At 61.2% G+C, this 18,764-nt stretch carries 16 protein-coding genes; 10 read left to right on the top strand and 6 right to left on the bottom strand.

The genetic code is table 11. The features are described from left to right. From repC to Tal182_RS24325, 4 genes are all read right to left on the bottom strand, one after another. A complete protein-coding gene (repC, locus tag Tal182_RS24340; RefSeq protein WP_085861330.1) occupies positions 1–1,305 on the bottom strand; it encodes a plasmid replication protein RepC in 1,305 nt (434 codons plus the stop codon). Positions 1,306–1,504: 199 nt separating this feature from the next. Further along, positions 1,505–2,494, bottom strand: coding sequence for a plasmid partitioning protein RepB (gene repB / locus Tal182_RS24335; RefSeq protein ID WP_085861329.1), 990 nt, complete (start codon positions 2,492–2,494; stop codon positions 1,505–1,507). Continuing rightward, positions 2,491–3,708 carry a plasmid partitioning protein RepA gene (gene repA, locus Tal182_RS24330; RefSeq protein ID WP_064807157.1) on the bottom strand — a complete coding sequence of 406 codons (1,218 nt, stop codon included), beginning with the start codon at positions 3,706–3,708 and terminating at the stop codon, positions 2,491–2,493. The genes repB and repA overlap by 4 nt, the downstream gene beginning before the upstream one ends. Before the next feature lie 1,033 nt (positions 3,709–4,741). Continuing rightward, positions 4,742–5,827 (bottom strand): ROK family protein, encoded by a 1,086-nt coding sequence (locus Tal182_RS24325; protein ID WP_085861328.1) that lies wholly within the window; start codon positions 5,825–5,827, stop codon positions 4,742–4,744. 124 nt (positions 5,828–5,951) lie between these two features. Here Tal182_RS24325 and otsB point away from each other — a divergent pair, with 124 nt between their 5' ends. The 7 genes from otsB (at position 5,952) to Tal182_RS24290 (ending at position 12,780) form a co-directional block, all read left to right on the top strand. Next, positions 5,952–6,731, top strand: a complete 780-nt coding sequence (gene otsB, locus Tal182_RS24320) for a trehalose-phosphatase (RefSeq protein ID WP_170965873.1) — start codon at positions 5,952–5,954, stop codon at positions 6,729–6,731. Positions 6,732–6,913: 182 nt separating this feature from the next. After that, the gene (locus Tal182_RS24315) at positions 6,914–7,798 is read left to right on the top strand and encodes an AraC family transcriptional regulator (RefSeq protein ID WP_064807153.1); all 885 of its coding nucleotides are present in this window, start codon (positions 6,914–6,916) and stop codon (positions 7,796–7,798) included. Positions 7,799–8,009: 211 nt separating this feature from the next. Then, a complete protein-coding gene (locus Tal182_RS24310; RefSeq protein WP_170965874.1) occupies positions 8,010–9,083 on the top strand; it encodes a sugar ABC transporter substrate-binding protein in 1,074 nt (357 codons plus the stop codon). Positions 9,084–9,147: 64 nt separating this feature from the next. Continuing rightward, the gene (locus Tal182_RS24305; protein WP_085861327.1) at positions 9,148–9,966 is read left to right on the top strand and encodes an ATP-binding cassette domain-containing protein; all 819 of its coding nucleotides are present in this window, start codon (positions 9,148–9,150) and stop codon (positions 9,964–9,966) included. Continuing rightward, positions 9,963–11,222, top strand: a complete 1,260-nt coding sequence (locus tag Tal182_RS24300; RefSeq protein WP_085861326.1) for an ABC transporter permease — start codon at positions 9,963–9,965, stop codon at positions 11,220–11,222. The genes Tal182_RS24305 and Tal182_RS24300 overlap by 4 nt, the downstream gene beginning before the upstream one ends. A gap of 25 nt (positions 11,223–11,247) precedes the next feature. Next, complete coding sequence (locus Tal182_RS24295; RefSeq protein WP_064807149.1) at positions 11,248–11,976, top strand: SDR family oxidoreductase; 729 nt, start codon at positions 11,248–11,250, stop codon at positions 11,974–11,976. Positions 11,977–12,015: 39 nt separating this feature from the next. Further along, positions 12,016–12,780 (top strand): SDR family NAD(P)-dependent oxidoreductase, encoded by a 765-nt coding sequence (locus Tal182_RS24290; RefSeq protein WP_085861325.1) that lies wholly within the window; start codon positions 12,016–12,018, stop codon positions 12,778–12,780. 66 nt (positions 12,781–12,846) lie between these two features. Here Tal182_RS24290 and Tal182_RS24285 read toward each other — a convergent pair whose 3' ends face one another. Continuing rightward, positions 12,847–14,115: a D-tagatose-bisphosphate aldolase, class II, non-catalytic subunit gene (locus Tal182_RS24285; RefSeq protein WP_085861324.1), complete on the bottom strand. Its 1,269-nt coding sequence runs from the start codon at positions 14,113–14,115 to the stop codon at positions 12,847–12,849. A gap of 3 nt (positions 14,116–14,118) precedes the next feature. Beyond that, on the bottom strand, positions 14,119–15,102 hold the full coding sequence (locus Tal182_RS24280; protein ID WP_085861323.1) for a sugar kinase: 984 nt from the start codon (positions 15,100–15,102) through the stop codon (positions 14,119–14,121). 334 nt (positions 15,103–15,436) lie between these two features. Here Tal182_RS24280 and Tal182_RS24275 point away from each other — a divergent pair, with 334 nt between their 5' ends. From Tal182_RS24275 to Tal182_RS24265, 3 genes are all read left to right on the top strand, one after another. Continuing rightward, complete coding sequence (locus tag Tal182_RS24275; protein ID WP_085861322.1) at positions 15,437–16,750, top strand: sugar ABC transporter substrate-binding protein; 1,314 nt, start codon at positions 15,437–15,439, stop codon at positions 16,748–16,750. A gap of 135 nt (positions 16,751–16,885) precedes the next feature. Then, the gene (locus tag Tal182_RS24270; protein ID WP_085861321.1) at positions 16,886–17,656 is read left to right on the top strand and encodes an L-iditol 2-dehydrogenase; all 771 of its coding nucleotides are present in this window, start codon (positions 16,886–16,888) and stop codon (positions 17,654–17,656) included. Between the two features lie 33 nt (positions 17,657–17,689). Continuing rightward, positions 17,690–18,700 (top strand): zinc-dependent alcohol dehydrogenase family protein, encoded by a 1,011-nt coding sequence (locus Tal182_RS24265; protein WP_085861320.1) that lies wholly within the window; start codon positions 17,690–17,692, stop codon positions 18,698–18,700. Positions 18,701–18,764: the final 64 nt, after the last annotated feature.

The raw sequence follows: 18,764 nt of genomic DNA, 5'->3' as shown, positions 1-18,764 counted from the left end.
TTATCCCGCCTTTCGGCCGGCCGGCGCATTTGCCCGCAAGAGCGCCATCAACATCGGGCCGATCGCGAATTCTCCCTTTTCGGTTCGCCGCGTCAGGTCGCGAAGATAGCCGCCGGCGGAATTGATGTGGCCTCCGCGCTCCAGGATGCACGCCATCACGGTCGCGGCATTTTCCGCGCCCATCACATTTGCCGCCTCCTCATAGGCGGACGGGCTGACGCCCAGCATCGATCGAACTGTGACGGCTGCCGTCATCAGGTCGCGCCAGTTTCGGATCACGCCATCCGGCCCGTAGGCAAGGATCTCGGGGCAGGCCTGCAGAACCAGGCCGAGCGGGAAGGATTTCAATCCGCCGGCATCATCACGGCCGCCGGGTCGTCCAGCCTGCCGTCCCGGCCGATTGTCCGAACGGATCGCCTCGCTCCTCCCCTCTTCCGGCGTCACGGCGCCTCGCCCGTTGTCTTGCTCCGGCCTCGCGCCCGGCTTCGTGTCGAAGCTTGGTTCAAGTTCAGAGGTGGAGTCGGGATTTGAATTCTGTATGTGACGCTCGATATGAGAGGCATTGCCGCGCTGTTTTGTCGATTTAACACGAATTTCCAGCCGGTTAAGGATATCCGTCCGAAGCGCCGTCAATTCCTCCAGCAATTGTTCGAGCTGTGCCGTCGTCGGCGACCGTGGCAGGCCTTCGATCAGTTCCCGGAACTCCAGGTGAAGGCTCTGCCAATCCCCTTCAACGTCCTCTTCGATGGCCGCTTCGATCAGCTTGGCGATATCACGACGGCAAAGCGTGATGCGTTCGCGCAGGCGCTGGACATGCAGCCGCTCGGCCATCACCTCGGCGGCCAGTTGTTCGATCTCTTCGGCGCGAGCAAGCAGCGGCGCCAGCGAAAAGCCGAAGGCGTCGTTGACCTCCCCTGCCCTGTCCCTGCGGACATAACGCTTGCCGTTGGGACTGTCCTTGCGCACCAGAAGCCCCGCCTCGACGAGTGCCGCAAGATGGCGCCGCACGGTCTGCTCGGCCATGCCGTGCGTTCTCAGCGAAAGCTGGACATTGGACGGGAATACGATCAACCCGTTTTCCTCGGCCAGTTCGTTCTTGGGATAGAAGCTCAAGAGCGCATTGAGCACCGCTAGCGCCCGGTCGCTGATGCCAAGCAGCGGCTTTGCTTCGCACAGCGCGCGAAACAGCTTCCATTTGTCGACCGATTGATCAGGCTTGATCTCACCCGCCATCACCTGGCTTGCGAGCATGCCAAGCGTCATCGGCCGCCGCCCGAAGGGCGTCGTTATACTTCCGGTTTCCATCTCTTCCACCTCGACGAGGCAAAAGAAATCCGCTCGCCAAAACGGCGCCAAAAACTCTTGACAGCGATTCTCGGAAGTGCGATTCTCGGAGGTGTTCAAGACTACGAGGAAAGCTTCCGTGACGGTGACGTTCGGGGGCTTTTTTCTTTTGCGCGTTATCTCCTGTCCGAATTGTCAGCTGACAATCGGTCTAACTGCCTCATTTTCCCTCATTTTCCTCTTCGAACTCAGCGGCGAGGCCTATCAACCGCCGGGCCAGGAATTCCGAAAACGCCGCCGATTTGGCGGCGATGCGAAAGGTTTTTCCAGAACGGGTCACCGAAGCGAGCGTTCCCCCGCTTCGGGTCCGAAGCGTCTGCTCCGCCCGCTGCGGTGCGCTCTTCTCCTCCAGCGCCTTCCAGATGATATCGAAGCGGCTATTGCTCTCCAGCGTGTGGAAAGCTGCAGCGCCGATTGCGGCCTGCACCTTCTTTCGCCCGCCTGCCTCCCTGAATTTTTCGGCAAAGGCCAACCAGCGCGGACGCCCGACCTTAGGTGCCGGTCCGATGGCCAGAATGATCTCGGGATCGATCGTCTGCGCCACCTGCAGCAGCCGTGACGTTTCCGGCTTGTCCGTCGCCAGCGCCTGGGCAATCATGTCGCGGCTGAAGCCGTGTTCATCCATGCGTCGCGCAAACAGCGCCCGTTCGATGAAGCTCAAGTCGACACGCGGGCCGTTCTCCTGGCCCTGCGCGAGAATCAGTTCTTCATCCGTGAGCTTGCGCACTATGGCCTTGACGGGAAGACCGATCTCCGCGGCCGCACGCAAGCGCCGGTGGCCATAGGCGGCCTGGTAATGCCCAGCCTTTACCGGGTCCGGACGCACAAGGATTGGAACCTGCTGTCCGCTTTCCTGGATCGACTGCTTCAATCGCTCGAACTCAGGATCCTTGTCGACCGGGATGCGGTCGCGGATAAAGGACATTTCGACGGCAGCCGCATCGATCTCCAGCACTTTGTCGCCAGAGGCGAGGGACTCACGCAGGGCCTTGGCGGCGGCTGCTTCCTCTCCCAACCGTCCCAGCGACAAGTTCATCGCCTTGACCGCACCCGATGGTCGATGCGGCGGCGGCGCGCTTGGCGTCTCCGGCCGCGCCGGTTCGACAGCGCCAACCATGCTCTTCAGGATATCGCGACCTTTTGGGCTCATGTCCTGCTCCATGCACTGCGGATGAGTTGCTCGACCTCGGCATTGACATTGTCGACGGATTCGACGCCGCGGTCATAGGTCTGGCGATGCATCGTCTCGCGGCCCGCCTCGTAGATCGTCTGCTTGGACAGGCCAGCGTCCGAAACCGCCGTTGACTTCACCATCATCGAGGTCAGCACACGCTCGCCGAACAGGCTGCGCAGGAAGGCGACGATCTGCGCCTGCGGACCGTCATTGGATTCATAACGGGTGATCAGATAGCGCATCCAGTCATATTCGAGATTGCCGCCTGCCTGCTTGACGACGGCCAGAAGGTCGGAGGTCATCGTCAGGAACTGGTTCATCGACGCCACGTCGAGCATCTGTGGATGGACGGTGATCAGCACGGCAGTCGCAGCGCAGAGAGCAGACAGCGTCAGAAAGCCGAGGGTAGGGGGACAATCGATGATGACGACGTCGTAGCTCTGTTCCAGCGAATGCAGCGCATTGCCGACCCGCATGAAGAACATGTCTTTGTCGTCGCGATTGCTGTCGGCCAGCGCCTTCGGGGTATCGTGCTCGAACTCATGCAGTTCGAGATTGCCCGGAATGAGATCGAGACCGGGGAAATAGGTCTGGCGGACGATGTCGGCAACGTCGCGGCGCGTCTCGTCATATTTGATGGCGCCGTAGAGCGTCTCGTTTTCACCGACATCGAACTCCGGCTGATATCCGAGCATCGCCGACATCGACGCCTGCGGGTCGAGGTCGACGGCGAGCACACGATAGCCGCGCAGCGCCAGGAACTGCGCCAGATGGATCGACGTTGTCGTCTTGCCGGATCCGCCCTTGAAATTGGTGACGGCGATCACCTGGAGGTGGTCGCCCGGCCGGCGCGTCGGCAGATAGGAGGGTTTGGTGCGCCCCAGATGCTGGCGCATCGCATGGATTTCTTCGAGCGAGAAGACACGGCGGCCGGCCGCCGTCTTTTCGGGATTGATGCTTTCCACCTGGGCGGTGAGGTGGCGAACATAGCTGTCGGTGACGCCGAGCAGCTTGGCGGCCTCGGTGCTGCTGAATCGCCGCAGCGATTTGCGGGCATCGGGCGAAAATAACCGCTCGAACAGCACCTGGAGCTGGCTGCTGAGCATCGTCGAGTCCTGCGCAATCGTCTCGTCGATCGAGACTTGACTCGCTCTTCTGGCTTTCTCAACAATCGCGGCCTTGGTCGGCATTCACGCAAATCCTGATAAATCGGGCAATTTTGCGCAAATGATCGTGAGTCTGGCGATTCCGTCAAGCGATTTCTTGGTTAGCCAATATATAACAAACTGAATTCGTCAAAAAAATTGCGTGGAATTCCGGAATCTTAGCGCAATTGTCAGCTGACAACGGCGGCGAACCCGCATCGCCGGCGCCGGCCCGACGTATCGCCGCAGATTCTCGACGGACGTGAAAGCCACCGCCGGCTCATCGCAGGGTAACTGCGCTTGGCACAGATCGACCAGACAAATGCCGCTTCTTATTTATAGGCAGAGGAACGGCAGAGGCTTTCGGCCTCCAAGCCGCGGACGGGCTCGACGCCGGAAGCCTTGACATTTCCATCTTGGGATTCGGGATCGCGGCGTGACGGGGCAAGGCCGAGCATTTGTTCGAGACGGCCGGCATTGAGCGGAGCGCTTATTCCCTTGAAGTTCATCTTCCATCTTTCGTCTGCATGTGAGCTTGCGTGAAGGAGAGATAAGCGCAATTTGAACCGGCGGAGAACCGCCCGGCGACTTTATCACCATCTTTTCCATGTGCGGCGAAAAAGGAGAGGGGCTCAATCAAGCATCGGTCCCGATGATGGCGCTTGCGACAGCGACAATGCGACGGCATGCCCGCGAATACGACGGCCGTGTTCTGTCCGGACCATGCGTATTGCAGGAGTCGCGAACAGCGGCCGCAGCTGAGCTGCGCGCAGACGGGAACAGTCGCATGTGACCATCGACTGTAAGGATTGCAGACGCTCGCGCTATGCGAATCATGTCTCGAGAGATATGATGGAAATCGTTGAACGGTCCCATGCCGACCTGCTCCTCCGGAAATCATCTCCTGCCTAACGGAACCTACGGGGGAATTTGCTTCCGTCTACGGAATTCCTCGTTGTTTACCTGTTGTTTACCATAAGGCTGACACAGCGGCGGCCGACTCCATTTGCAGTCAACGCGCGCAGGAGGGGCGACATGATCATTGCGTTGCCGGCCGCTTTCCCGCTCTTGGTCGGGGCTACCGCGCTTTCATTCCCTCTCGATTGGTAAAATGGGCATTGCCCAACCCTGTTCCGATGGTCAGCACCGCCCATGTCGATACGTCGTCGATGAATGGGATCTGCGACAAGCCCTGCACGACGGCGTCATTGTGCATCATCACGAATGTGCTGTGATCGCCGATTGCGGGAATGGCCTTCATCAGTGCCGCGGGAAGGTTGAAGCTGTCGCTTTCCCAATTGCCGCCTGGCAGGTTCTGTCCGCCGCGTTCGATCGAACCGTCTGCTTTGATGATACCGGGACAGCCGATCCCGATGATCGGGGCAGGCTTCAGATTGGCCTTTTCTGCCTTATCGATCAGCTCCTGCAACATCGCCGCCAGCCTTTCTATCGTCGCACTGCGGCTCGGCTCGTCGTCGGCGTGACGCCAGATGGTCGATTCCCAGACACTCGCATCGGCAAAGTGCGGTTTTTTTTCCTTTCCGAACTCGACGACTCCGGCACGGACGTTCGTGCCGCCGATATCGACGGCCAGCATCGCCTCATAGCCTTTGAACATCCAGGACGGCATGAGGTGGACGGAACCGATCAGTCCAGCTTCGTCGGGATGGTGGACGATCGGGATGACATCGATATCGATACCGGCCGCCTTGAGCAGAACCATGGTCCTGGCGATCGTCAGCTCCCCGAAGCGGCTTTGCCTGAAGCCGCCGCCGACGACGATGCGCTCGGTCTTGGACCAGCGCTCGTCCTTGAGGAATTTTTTGATGACCTCGGCGAAATCCTGTGCGAAGTCCTCCACCGCGCCCATGATCAGTGCGGCGGCCTCCATGTCGTCTCCCTTCAGCAGAGACTCGATCTTTTTCTTGGAAAGCTTCGTCGTCTCGACCCTGCCGAGCGGATCGTCTCCGAACTTGCGGACATGATTTCTCCAATCCTCAAGCTTCTGCTGAAAGGTCTTCTTGTTGGCGTTGTCGCCAACGAAGCCGTTCTTGTCACGCAGTTCGTTGTTGTAGTCGTCGATCGTTACCAACGGCAGGACCATCGCGCCATGCGCTAATGGGGCACTCGCCCCGTCACGGGGCTCCGGATTGCGTTTGGCCATCGATGTCCCTTTCCGGCCGCGAGGGGTCGAACAGGCGGCAAAATAAAACGCCGACCAGCCTCTGGATGTTCCGGAGCTTATTAACTCATCTTGCCCTCGTCCGCCGGCGACCTAGCTTCAATGATTGCAGAATTTGGAGAATGCCGTGCAGGACGACACCACTACGCAGGAAATGCTTTCATTGGTGCTGGGGGAACCGGAGCACTGGGCGATGTTTCTCGACATCGACGGAACGCTGCTTAACCTTGCGCCTACGCCGGATGCGATTGAGGTCCCAGAAGACCTGCCTGGACATCTTCATCGCCTTTCGAACAAGCTCGGCGGCGCCTTGGCGCTGGTCACCGGGCGCTCGCTTGCCTATGCAGACGAGCTGTTCAAGCCCTTTGCATTTCCAACCGCAGGCCTGCATGGCGCCGAGATCAGGAGCGCCGCCGGAATGCATACGGTCGAGGCGACCCCCGAATTCCAGGCGCTGAAACATGCATTGACCGCCGAAGCCGAACATTACCCGGGTGTTCTGATAGAGGATAAGGGTGCAGCCGTTGCCGCGCATTACCGGCTGGCGCCGGAATATGAAAAAGTCATTGAAGAGCGCATGCACTACTATGCGGAGCTTGCCGGACCGAACTGGGCGCTGCAGCTCGGTAAAAGGGTGTTCGAGCTCCGACCGGCACGGTCGAGCAAGGGCGATGCGCTGGAGCGCTTTTTTCAGTCAGATCCTTTCAAGAACCGCTGCCCGATTACCATCGGGGATGATTTGACCGACGAGTCGATGTTTGCGATCGCCAATGCGCGCGGCGGCGTCTCCGTGCGTGTCGGGGCCATCGGTGCCCCGAGCTGCGCCACGAGCCGGCTGTCTTCGGCTGCACTGGTCAGGAATGTCATTGCCGCCCTGGCCGCCTGAGATGAATTTCAGATTGCCGTCGTCTTTGCGCCGCCGGCGTAGCGTCAATCATCAAAAAAGTATCGGTTTTGGCCGGGAATCGTGGTGGCGGGCATGAAGCGAGCCCACTACACTCGTCATAATAATAAAGCCGAAGGGAATTTGGCAGGCGGACGTAGAATCGCCCCTCGGAGGAGGAAACGATGGAACCCGACTTGGAAGTCGTTCAGATCAGACCGGGCGAATCCTTCGCAACGAAGGCGCATGGTTATCCCTATCACACCGTTCGCTGGCACTTTCATCCGGAATATGAACTGCATCTCGTCGTGGCGACCACGGGACGCTATTTCGTCGGCGATTTCATCGGGGAGTTCGAACCCGGCAATCTGGTGCTGGCCGGCCCCAATCTGCCTCACAACTGGATCAGCGACGTCCCGAAGGGATCGAGTATTCCGCTTCGATGCCAGCTCATCCAGTTCAGTGAGAATTTTATCAGCGACACGATGAAGGTGCTGCCCGAGCTCAATCCCTTCGAGCCGGTCCTCGAAGCGTCCCGCCGGGGCGTGCTCTTCGGCACTGAGACCAGCCGGCAGGTGGCGCCTCTAATGAACGAGGTGCAGCAGGCCCAGGGCGTACGCCGTATCGAGCTCTTCATGATGATCGTCGGGCTGCTCAGCCGGGCGCAGGATGCCCAGCTTCTCGCAAGCCCTAGCTATCTGCCCGATCCCTCGGGCTATATGTCGGCCGGCATCAACCAGGCGCTCGCCTATATCAGAGAAAATCTGACGAAATCCTTCGACGAAACCGATCTCGCTGCGATTGCCGGACAGTCCACAGGCGCCTTCTCACGCGCTTTCCGCCGCCATACCGGCATGTCGCTCGTGCAATATGTGAAACGCCTGCGCATCAATCTCGCCTGCCAAATCCTGATGAGCGACGACCATGCGTCGATCACCGACATCTGCTTCGAGGTCGGCTTTAATAATCTGTCCAATTTCAACCGCCAGTTTCTCGCGGAAAAAGGCATGACACCGTCGCGCTTCCGGCGATTGTTGGGTGACAATATCAACGTGGCAAAGGCGGCATAAGGTCCGCCGAAGACGGCAATAGGGGAGGACAAGGAGGAGGAACGAAAACTGACGCAGGCTTGAACGTGAGCGCGCGAGGAGCGGCTCGCGAGAGGAGACGCTTGTCCTCAGAAACAGCAAACCACTGGGACAGGCACAGCCGCTCATTCAGCCGAACGGCACAGCAGAACACTGCAATCACGCACTACACGATTTTTTCCAATGGGAGGAGATGGAAATGATGAAATTTTCGACAAAAGCGGCAGGCGCCGCGGCACTTATGCTGTCCTTGCTCGGCGGGACTTCCGCCTTTGCACAAGGCGCTGTTGCGGATGCGACCGTCGCGTTCCTCATGCCAGACCAGGGCTCGACCCGATATGAAGAGCACGACCACCCCGGCTTCGTCGCCGAAATGAAGAAGCTTTGTGCGTCCTGCAAAGTCATCTATCAGAATGCCGATGCCGACATCGCCAAACAGCAGCAGCAGTTCAATTCGGCCATCACCCAGGGCGCCAAGGTCATCGTGCTGGATCCGGTGGATTCCGCGGCGGCCGCATCGCTCGTTCAGCTCGCTCAGAGCCAGGGCGTCAAGGTCATCGCCTATGACCGTCCGATCCCGAAGGGCAAGGCCGATTTCTATGTCTCCTTCGACAACAAAGCGATCGGCAAGGCGATTGCGGAATCGCTCGTCAAGCATCTGAAGGCCAAGAACGTGCCGACCGACGGCGGCGGCATTCTGCAGATCAACGGTTCGCCGACCGATGCCGCCGCCGGGCTGATCAAGGACGGCATTCACGAGGGTCTGGCGAGCGGCGGATACAAGACGCTTGCCGAATTCGATACGCCGAACTGGCAGCCGGCGAATGCCCAGCAATGGGCGGCCGGACAGATCACCCGTTTCGGCAAGCAGATCGTCGGCGTCGTCGCCGCCAATGACGGCACTGGCGGCGGCGCCATCGCCGCCTTCAAGGCGGCCGGCGTCGATCCCGTGCCGCCGGTGACCGGCAATGACGCGACGATCGCGGCGCTGCAGCTCATCATATCGGGGGATCAGTACAACACGATTTCCAAGCCGAGCGAAATCGTCGCTGCTGCCGCTGCCGACGTCGCCGTGAAGCTCTTGGCAGGCGAGACGATCAAGGCCGAGATGACGCTCTACGACACACCGGCGCAGCTCTTCGTGCCGGCCGTCGTGACCGCCGAGAACCTGAAGACCGAGATCATCGACAAGAAGATCAACACCGCCGAGGAGCTGTGCACCGGCCGTTACGCCGACGGCTGCAAGAAGCTCGGCATTATCAAGTAATCCGCCAGGGAAGCGCGGCCGCCATCGGTCGCGCTTCCGCTTCGCTTTTCGGAAAGGCCAGGCGATGTCTGACACCTCTCACACTTTTGACTCGCGCCAGCCCGTCCTCAGCCTGCGCGGAGTTTCGAAGAATTTCGGAGCGGTGTCGGCGCTGACCGACATCGAACTCGACGTGCATGCCGGCGAGGTCGTGGCGCTGGTGGGCGACAATGGCGCCGGCAAATCGACACTGGTCAAGATTCTGGCCGGCGTCCACCAGCCGACCTCGGGCACCATCCTGTTCGAGGGCCAACAGGCAGATTTATCGAGCCCCAGCGCTGCGCTCAATCTGGGCATTGCGACCGTGTTCCAGGATTTGGCGCTTTGTGAAAATCTCGACGTCGTCGCCAATATCTTTCTCGGAAAGGAGCTCAATCCCTTCCAGCTCGACGAGGTCGCGATGGAGATCCGCGCCTGGAAGCTGCTGAACGAACTTTCCGCGCGAATCCCAAGCGTGCGCGAGCCCGTCGCCTCGCTTTCCGGTGGCCAGCGTCAGACCGTGGCGATCGCCCGGTCGCTGTTGCTCGAACCGAAACTGATCATGCTCGACGAACCCACGGCCGCCCTCGGCGTTGCCCAGACGGCCGAGGTGCTGGATCTGATCGAGCGCGTGCGCGAGCGCGGCCTCGGCGTTATCATGATCAGCCATAACATGGAGGATGTGCGGGCCGTCGCCGACCGTATCGTCGTCCTTCGGCTCGGCCGCAACAACGGCACTTTCATGCCCGACGCATCCAATGAAGAGCTCGTCAGCGCGATTACCGGCGCATCCAACAATTCCGTCTCCCGTCGCGCGATGCGCCGCAAGGCGCAAAGCCAAGAGAATGAGGAGGGCAGGCCATGATGAAGACCATTCAGAACGAGCCGGCAACACCCGCGCTTCTCGACCGGCGCGACGAAAGAGTGCGCCATGACGACAGCTTTGCCGGATCGGTCCGCGCCTTCTGGGACCGCATCCGCTCGGGCGACCTCGGCTCGCTGCCTGTCATCGTCGGCCTGGCGATCATCTGGACAGTTTTCCAGGCCCTCAACCCGGTGTTTCTCTCCAGCGCCAACCTCGTCAACATGCTGTTCGATTGCTCGACGGTCGGCGTCATCTCACTCGGCATCGTCTGCATCCTGATCGTTGGCGAGATCGATCTCTCCGTCGGTTCAGTCAGCGGCTTCGCCTCGGCGCTCACGGGCGTCTTCTGGGTCAACCAGGGCTGGCCGGTGGTCCTGGCGGTGCTCGCTGCAATGATCGTCGGCGTCCTGATCGGCTCGCTCTACGCGTTCCTGTTCAACCGCTTCGGTATGCCGAGCTTCGTCTCCACGCTGTCCGGACTGCTCGCGGTTCTCGGCCTCCAGCTCTATATTCTCGGAGCAACCGGTTCGATCAATCTTCCCTATGGGTCCTGGCTGGTGAATTTCGGCCAGATCATGGTGATGCCCGACCCGGTCGCCTATCTGCTGGTGGCGGTTGCCGGCTTTGCCTTCTTCTTCGCGAGCTACCGAACGGCGGCGCGCCGACGGGCGGCGGGCTTGTCGTCGAAAACCGTTGGCGGGCTGCTCCTGCGCGCCGTCATCATTACCCTCGCCCTGGAAGCGGTCGCCTTCTATCTCAACCAGTCACGCGGCATTCCCTGGATGTTCGGACTTTTCGTCGGCCTCGTCGCAGCGATGAACTATGCGCTGACCCGCACGAAGTGGGGACGCTCCATGCATGCCGTCGGCGGCAACAGGGAGGCGGCCCGCCGCTCGGGCATCAACGTATCGCGCATCTATGCGAGCGCCTTCGTCATGTGCGCCCTGCTGGCCGCGACCGGCGGCGTGCTTTCGGCGGCGCGATTGGCGACGGCCAGTCAGCAGGCCGGCACCGGCGACGTCAATCTCAACGCCATCGCTGCGGCGGTCATCGGCGGCACCAGCCTGTTCGGCGGGCGCGGCAGCGCCTATTCGGCCCTTCTCGGCATCATCGTCATTCAGTCGATCGCGAGCGGTCTGACGCTCCTCGATCTGTCGTCGTCGCTTCGTTACATGATCACGGGGGCCGTTCTTGCCGTCGCCGTCATCGTCGACTCGCTGGCACGCCGATCGCGCATTTCGCACGGCCGGGCCTAAATCAACAGGAAAGCAGAGGAAGAAAATGGGACAGGATCTGTCTGGAAAAGTCGCGGCCGTCACTGGGGCGGCGTCGGGTATCGGCCTGGAGTGCGCCAGGACCATGCTTGCAGCAGGCGCCCGCGTCGTGCTGATCGACCGCAACGAAGAGGCGTTGAGGGATGTCTGCTCGAAACTCGGCGAAAAGGCCATTCCCCTGGTCGTCGATCTCTTGGATCCAAAAAGCGTGGCGCAGATGATGCCTGCTATTCTGGAGAAAGCGGGCCAGTTGGACATTTTCCACGCCAATGCCGGCTCCTATATCGGCGGTGAAGTGCTTGACGGCGATCCCGACGCCTGGGATCGCATGCTCAACCTGAACATCAACGCCGCATTTCGCTCGGTGCACGCCGTGCTGCCGCATATGGTCGGACGCAAGACCGGCGATATTATCCTGACGAGTTCGGTCGCCGGGATGATCCCGGTGGTCTGGGAGCCGATCTATACGGCTTCCAAACACGCGGTCCAGGCCTTTGTCCACACCCTTAGGCGACAGGTCGCCAAGCATGGCTTGCGGGTCGGCGCCGTCGCGCCAGGGCCTGTCGTGACCGCTCTTCTCAGCGATTGGCCGCAGGAGAAGCTCGACGAGGCGCTCGCCGCCGGTGGTCTGATGGAGCCGAAAGAAGTGGCCGAAGCGGTGCTCTTCATGCTGACGCGTCCACGCAACGTCACCATCCGCGACCTCGTCATTCTGCCGCAGAGCACCGATATCTGAGGAGGATGTGCCGCCCACGACCGCAGAAAGGAATCGGCCATGATCTTCGATAGATTTCGCTTGAACGGACAGGTGGCGCTTGTGACCGGCGGCACGCGCGGCATCGGCCTGGCGATCGCCGAAGCGCTCGGCGAGGCGGGCGCCAAAATCTTCATCAGCGGAAGAACCCGCAGCGCGGCGGCGGAAGACCGGCTCGCCAAGGCCGGCGTCGATTGCGATTTCATCGCCGCCGACATGACGAAAGATAATGCCGCCGATGCGCTCGTCACTGAGATCCTCTCACGGGCGGGTCGGCTCGATATCCTCGTCAACAATGCCGGCATCGCCATTCATGGCGACAGCGGCGAATTCTCCGATGCCATCTGGCGCGAGATCATGACCGTCAATGTCGACGCCGTCTTCCGCACCTGCCGCGCAGCACTCGCACCGATGCGGCGCCAGGGCGGCGGCGTCATCCTCAATCTCGGCTCGATCTCCGGCATCGTATCCAACATTCCGCAGAACCAGGTCGCCTATAACGCCTCCAAAGCGGCGGTCCACATGATGACGAAGAGCCTGGCAAGCGAAGTCGCCGCCGAGAACATCCGCGTCAATGCCATTGCGCCAGGCTATATCGAGACCGATATGTCGCGCGGCGGCATCGCCAATCCCGACTGGTTCCCGACCTGGCGCAGCATGACACCGATGGGACGTGTCGGGCAGCCGGAAGAGGTGGCCGGGGCCGCCTTGTTCCTCTGCTCGGCGGCGGCAAGTTATATCACCGGCGAGGTGCTTGTTATCGACGGTGGCTATACGACTCGGTAAGCGTCGGAGAGGGGAGGGCGGGTTCCCCGCCCGGCAGCCAGGCGTCTCTCTTTTTGCTCGGAAAATTCAGGTCGCCGTGCCGCAGGCGCTCTGGTAATCGGCCAGCACGCGGTCGACTGCGGCAATCAATATAGTCTCGGGATCGCCGACTTCAGCCGCCGAAAGCTGCGGCAGATACTGATGCAGCAGCGTCTCCGGGATCGTCTTTCCGCGCAGCGCGCCGAGCAGTCTCTCGAACGCCTTGTCGGCCTCGGGCCTGTTCCAGTAATAGCGGATACGATCGCTGTAGCTGTAGTGCCGCTGCAGACGCAAAGCCGTCTCGTCGCCGTGATAATGGGCCTGCCAGTCGCCCGGTGCTGCCAGCATCAGCGCCTCCATCGCGGCCGCAAGGGGTCTATCGCCGTAACCGGCAACCATCTCCGATGCGATCATATCGAGCGCATAGGTGGCCTCACGCATCGCAAAGGTCAGGCCGGGGCCGACCTTCAGGATCGGGAAGCCGTCCTGCACCAGCCGCGTCAGCGCATCGCGCGTCTGATAATCAGTGGAATGAGCCTCGAAGACGAATTGCGGTTCCTCGTCGAGCAGTGCGGTCAATTCAGTCGCAAGTTCGGGCCTGTAGCCGATGACGTTCTCGCTGCCGAATTCGACACCCGGCTGGACGACGAAAGCGATGACGCGGGAAAAGGCGTCTTCCAATCCTGCCCGCGAAAAGATCTCGCGATGAATGGCGATCGTCGAGCGGGCTGCATCCGCCGAGGTCGGCCGGAGTTCTTCGAGCGCATGGTCGGCGCCGCCCGGCACAGGAACCTCGGTGCCGAGGATATAAAGCGGCAGCGGCACGCCGCTCGCCTTTGCCGCCCTTTCGCTGATCTGCGCCAGTCTTGCGGCGCGCTCGGCGATCGTCCGGTCGTCGAGTGCGGCCGGCTCGCCGGCGCAGCCCATCGAGGCATCGAGATGGATCTTGCTGAACCCGGCTCGGACGTAAGCTTCGACCATGGCCTCAGCCTTCTCGAGTGCGGCCTCCGGCTTTTCCTTGCGCCATGGATTGGGACCGAGGTGATCGCCGCCGAAGATCATCTGCGACCGGTCGAGCCCTTCCTCGGCGGCAATGCGCTCGGCAAAGCGGATGAAGTCTTCCGGTGTCATGCCGGTATAGCCACCGAGATGGTTGACCTGGTTGCAGGTCGCCTCGATCAGAACTGGCCCGCCGTCGTGCACCGCCCGCCGGATTGCGGCCCTGAGGACGAGGGGATGGGCGGAGCAGACCGAGGTGATGCCGAAGGGTCTGCCTTTACGCCGGGCGGCGGCAAGACGGGTCAATATCCGGTCCATCGTCTATCTCCTCGGGGTTTCGGCGATAAAGGCCGTTAGTTCGGCAAGGGTGGAGACGCCTTCCATGGGTCCGAGCTGGGTCACGTTGCGAGCGCCGGCCGCATTGGCGTGGAGCAGGGCGGCATCCGGCGCCATGCCCTTGCGGCGGCAGGTGAGATAGGCCGCGCCGAAGCTGTCTCCGGCGCCGGTCGGATCGACCTCGTCAACCGCAAAGGCAGCGCAATCGATGCGCGGAAAGCCGCGGGCGAAGAAGGACGCGCCCTGTTCGCCGCGCTTCAGCGCGATTTCACCGATGCCGCTCTCCAAAAGCTTGGCCACAGCGGCAGCTTCGTCTGTGTGGCCGGCGGCGGTGAAAAGCTCCTCGCCGGAGGGTAGCAGCAGGTCGGCAGCGGCAAGCACCTTGCCGAAGCTTTCCAGCGCGCAGTCATCCGTCAGCAGTTCCTTGCGAAGGTTGGGGTCCAGCGACACCGAACCGCCGCGAGCCTGCACCGTCTCGACGGCATAGAGGATCACCTCGCGGGCACCGGGAATGGTAAGAGCCGTTCCCATGACATGCACATGGCCGGCACGCCGAACGAGAGCCTCAGCGGCAGACGTCAAGCCGATCTGGCCGGCCGCGGATCTGGCAATGTTGAAGACGAAATCACGGGCACCATGCGGCCGGTAGCGAACGAAAGCACTGCCTGTCGGCCAGTCCTCATGGATTGCGATGGCGGATACGTCGACGCCGTCTTGGCGCAGGCGATCGACGTTCAAGCGGCCGAAATCGTCATTGCCGACGCCGGCGATGATGCCGGCCGCACCGCCCATGCGCGCAACCTGGTCGATGAAGATGGCCGGTGCACCACTCGGATAAGGCCCCGTCAGGGATTGCGGCTCGAGGAAGCCCGCACCGACCGTCGTCGCCATGATCTCCACCAGGATTTCGCCGACCGTGATCGTCGGCCCAAGCGCTTCCGGCGCAATCGCCCTTTGAGACAACGGCATCTGCAATCTCCTTCATGCGGGCAGCGGCGGCATCCTGCGCTCCGCACACCCGTCAAAAAACCTCGATCCGCCCGTAACTTGGTTGGGAGGACTAGTCAAGAATAATTTGACGCGCGGCAATTTCAATATTGCAGCGCAATAAATAGGGGACTGGTTTTATTTTGCGTTGCGAGGCTCACTTTCGATCCGCACCAAACACGATTCCCACGTGAACAGATTGAATTCCAGCCGATTATCTCTTCAAAACCTGCTTGACAAGATTAACCGAGATGACGGATAAAAGTTTACGCATGTAATTTTATGCGTGAACATCCGTAAAGGAGGAGCGGAGACCATGAGCAAGATCATTTGCATTCTATCTGCATCCGTCGCCTGCCTCGCCGTGACCGCCGGACTGGCCGGCGCCGAGGAACTGACGATCGCCACCGTCAACAATGGCGACATGATCATCATGCAGAAACTGTCGCCGGAATGGGAGAAGGAGACCGGCAACAAGGTGAATTGGGTGGTGCTCGAAGAAAACGTCCTGCGCCAGAAGGTGACGACCGACATCGCAACGAAGAGCGGCCAGTACGACATCATCACCATCGGCGGATATGAGGCGCCGATCTGGGGCAAGCAGGGCTGGCTGGCGCCCGTTGACGATCTCGGCGCCGACTACGACTATGACGACCTGCTCGCACCGATCAAGACGGGCCTGACCGTCGACGGCAAGCTCTATGCCGTGCCTTTCTATACAGAAAGCTCGTTTACGCTTTACCGCAAGGATCTCTTCGATGCCGCCGGCATCAAGATGCCTGATGAACCGACCTACGACCAGATCAAGGAATATGCAGCGAAGCTGACCGACAAATCGAAGGAACAGTACGGCCTATGCCTGCGCGGCAAGCCCGGCTGGGGCGAGAACATGGCGTTCCTCGGAACCATGATCAACGCCTATGGCGGACGCTGGTTCGACATGGACTGGAAGCCGCAAATCAACTCTGAGCCTTGGAAGAAGGCAATTACAGACTACGTCGACCTGATGACCAAATACGGCCCTCCCGGCGTGACCGCGAACGGCTTCAACGAGAACCAGGCGCTATTTTCAACCGGCCACTGCGCGATGTGGATCGATGCGACCTCGGCTGCCGGTCGCGTCTATGACCCGAAGCAGAGTACAGTGGCCGATAAAATCGCATTCACACGCGCGCCTGTCGCCGTCACCGCCAATGGCTCGAGCTGGTCATGGTCCTGGAACCTGGCGATCCCGGCTACCTCGACCAAGCTCGATGCGGCCAAATCCTTCCTGAAATGGGCGACCTCCAAGGACTACGTCAAGAAGGTTGGCGAGACGGAGGGCTGGGTCGCGGTGCCGCCCGGCACCAGAAAATCGACCTACGCCCTGCCGGAATATCAAAAGGCGGCTCCCTTTGCCGATACCGTGCTGAAGGCCATCCTCTCGGCCGACCCGTCCAAGCCGACCAAGGATCCCGTTCCCTATACCGGCGTTCAGTTCGTCGCCATTCCCGAGTTCCAGGGCATCGGCACGCTCGTCGGGCAGCAGATCGCCGCCGCGCTGTCCGGACAGCAATCGGTCGATGCCGCTCTCGACAGTGCCCAGAAACAGGTCGAACGCGATATGAAGAAGGCCGGCTACCCGAAGTAAGCCTTTCATCCTCGCGGTTTGCCGCGAGTTCCTCCCGGAAAGGTCCCGGCAGCACGACTGCCGGGACCTTCTGGTCAGGCGGTTAGCCGTCATTTCGCACTACCGGCGTCTGCGCCGGCTGAACTGGAGAACGACATGAGACTGAAAGACAAGGTCGCCCTCATCACCGGCGGTGCGCGCGGCATCGGCCTTGGCTTTGCCGAAGCATTCGTCAAGGAAGGCGCCAAGGTCGTCATTGCCGATATCGACATCGAACGGGCAACGAAATCCGCCGCCGCGATCGGCCCTGCGGCCAAAGCGATGAAGCTCGACGTCACGGATCTCACAGCGATCGACACGCTCGTTGCGGAGATCGACAAGGAGTTCGGCGGGATCGACATCCTCGTCAACAATGCTGCCATTTTCGACATGGCCCCGGTCAACGAGATCACCGAGGCCAGCTACGACAAGGTTTTCTCGATCAACCTGAAGGGCCCGCTCTTCATGATGAAAGCCGTCTCGAACGTCATGATCAACCGGGGCAGGGGCGGCAAGATCATCAATATGGCCAGCCAGGCCGGGCGTCGCGGCGAGGCGCTGGTGCTTTTATACTGCGCTTCCAAGGCGGCGATCATCTCGGCGACACAGTCGGCAGCACTGGCGCTCGTCAAATACGGCATCAACGTCAATGCCATAGCCCCCGGCGTCGTCGACGGCGAGCATTGGGATATCGTCGATGCGCATTTTGCCAAATGGGAGGGGCTGAAGCCTGGCGAGAAGAAGGCTGCCGTCGCCAAATCCGTTCCGATCGGCCGCTTCGCCACTCCCGACGACATCAAGGGCCTCGCCGTCTTCCTTGCCTCATCGGACAGCGACTATATCCTTGCCCAGACCTACAATGTCGACGGCGGCAACTGGATGAGCTGATCGCCCTTCCGCAAGAAGTCTGGAGCCAGGAAGATGGAAGCCATCTGCTATACCGAGAAGGGCGTCGCGGTCACCAAGGCGCTGCCGCTGCCGGGACTGCGGCCCGGCCATGCGCTGGTGCGCGTGCGCGCCGCCGGTCTTTGCCACACCGATATCGACGTCCTCCATGGCCGTTACGGCGAGGGCCGCTTCCCGCTCGTCCCCTGCCATGAATTTGCCGGTGTGATCGAGGCCGTGGCCGGCGATGTCTCCGGCCTCGCCGTCGGCGCCTGTGTCGTCGTCGATCCCAACCTTCCCTGCGGAGAATGCCGGGCCTGCCGCAAGGGATTGACCAATCTTTGCCGCGACCTGAAGGCCTATGGGGTCACGGAGAACGGCGGTTTTGCCGAATACAGCCTGGTCAGGACCGATCACCTTCACGAAATCGGCGATCTCGACTTCAATCTCGCCGCCCTTGCCGAGCCGCTCGCCTGCGTTTTGAATGGCCTTAACAGCGCCGGCCTGTGGGCGGGGCCGACAGGAACGGAGACAGCTCTGGTCTTCGGCGCCGGACCGATCGGGCTGCTGCTTGCGCTTTCCCTGAAGGCAGAGGGCGTCTCGTCGGTGACGGTCGCCGACATCAACGAGGGACGTCTCGCCTTTGCGGAAAAGCTGGGGCTGGAGATAACAGTTTCGGGTTCCCAGGCACTCGCGGACCGCCGCCGGGCCTTCGATTTCGTCGCCGATGCGACCGGGATCGCCCGCGTCGTGGAAGGCATGATCGATTTCACCGCCGATGGCGGCACGGTTCTCGTCTTCGGTGTTTGCGCGCCCGATCAGCGCATTTCCATTACCCCCTTCGAGATATTCCGCCGCCAGATCCGTTTTGCCGGGTCCCATTCGCTGAACCGCAACATTCCCGAGGCCCTTGCCATCCTCAAACGGGACGAGGGCGCGATGGCGGCGCTGGTGTCCCACCGCCTGCCGCTCGGCGAGGTGCTGCCTTTCATCACCAGGAAATCCGCCGATCCGGCAACGATGAAGGTGCAGTTCTCCATCGACTAATCTTGAACTATCGCCGTCATCACGGTCGCTCGACAGGACCGCTTTTCGTCCGGCGATGAGTCAT

Source organism: Rhizobium sp. TAL182 (assembly GCF_002117725.1).
Taxonomy (GTDB): Bacteria; Pseudomonadota; Alphaproteobacteria; order Rhizobiales; family Rhizobiaceae; genus Rhizobium; species Rhizobium esperanzae.
The sequence above is the reverse complement of the archived record's forward strand: the minus strand, read 5'-3'. Positions and strand labels throughout refer to the sequence as shown.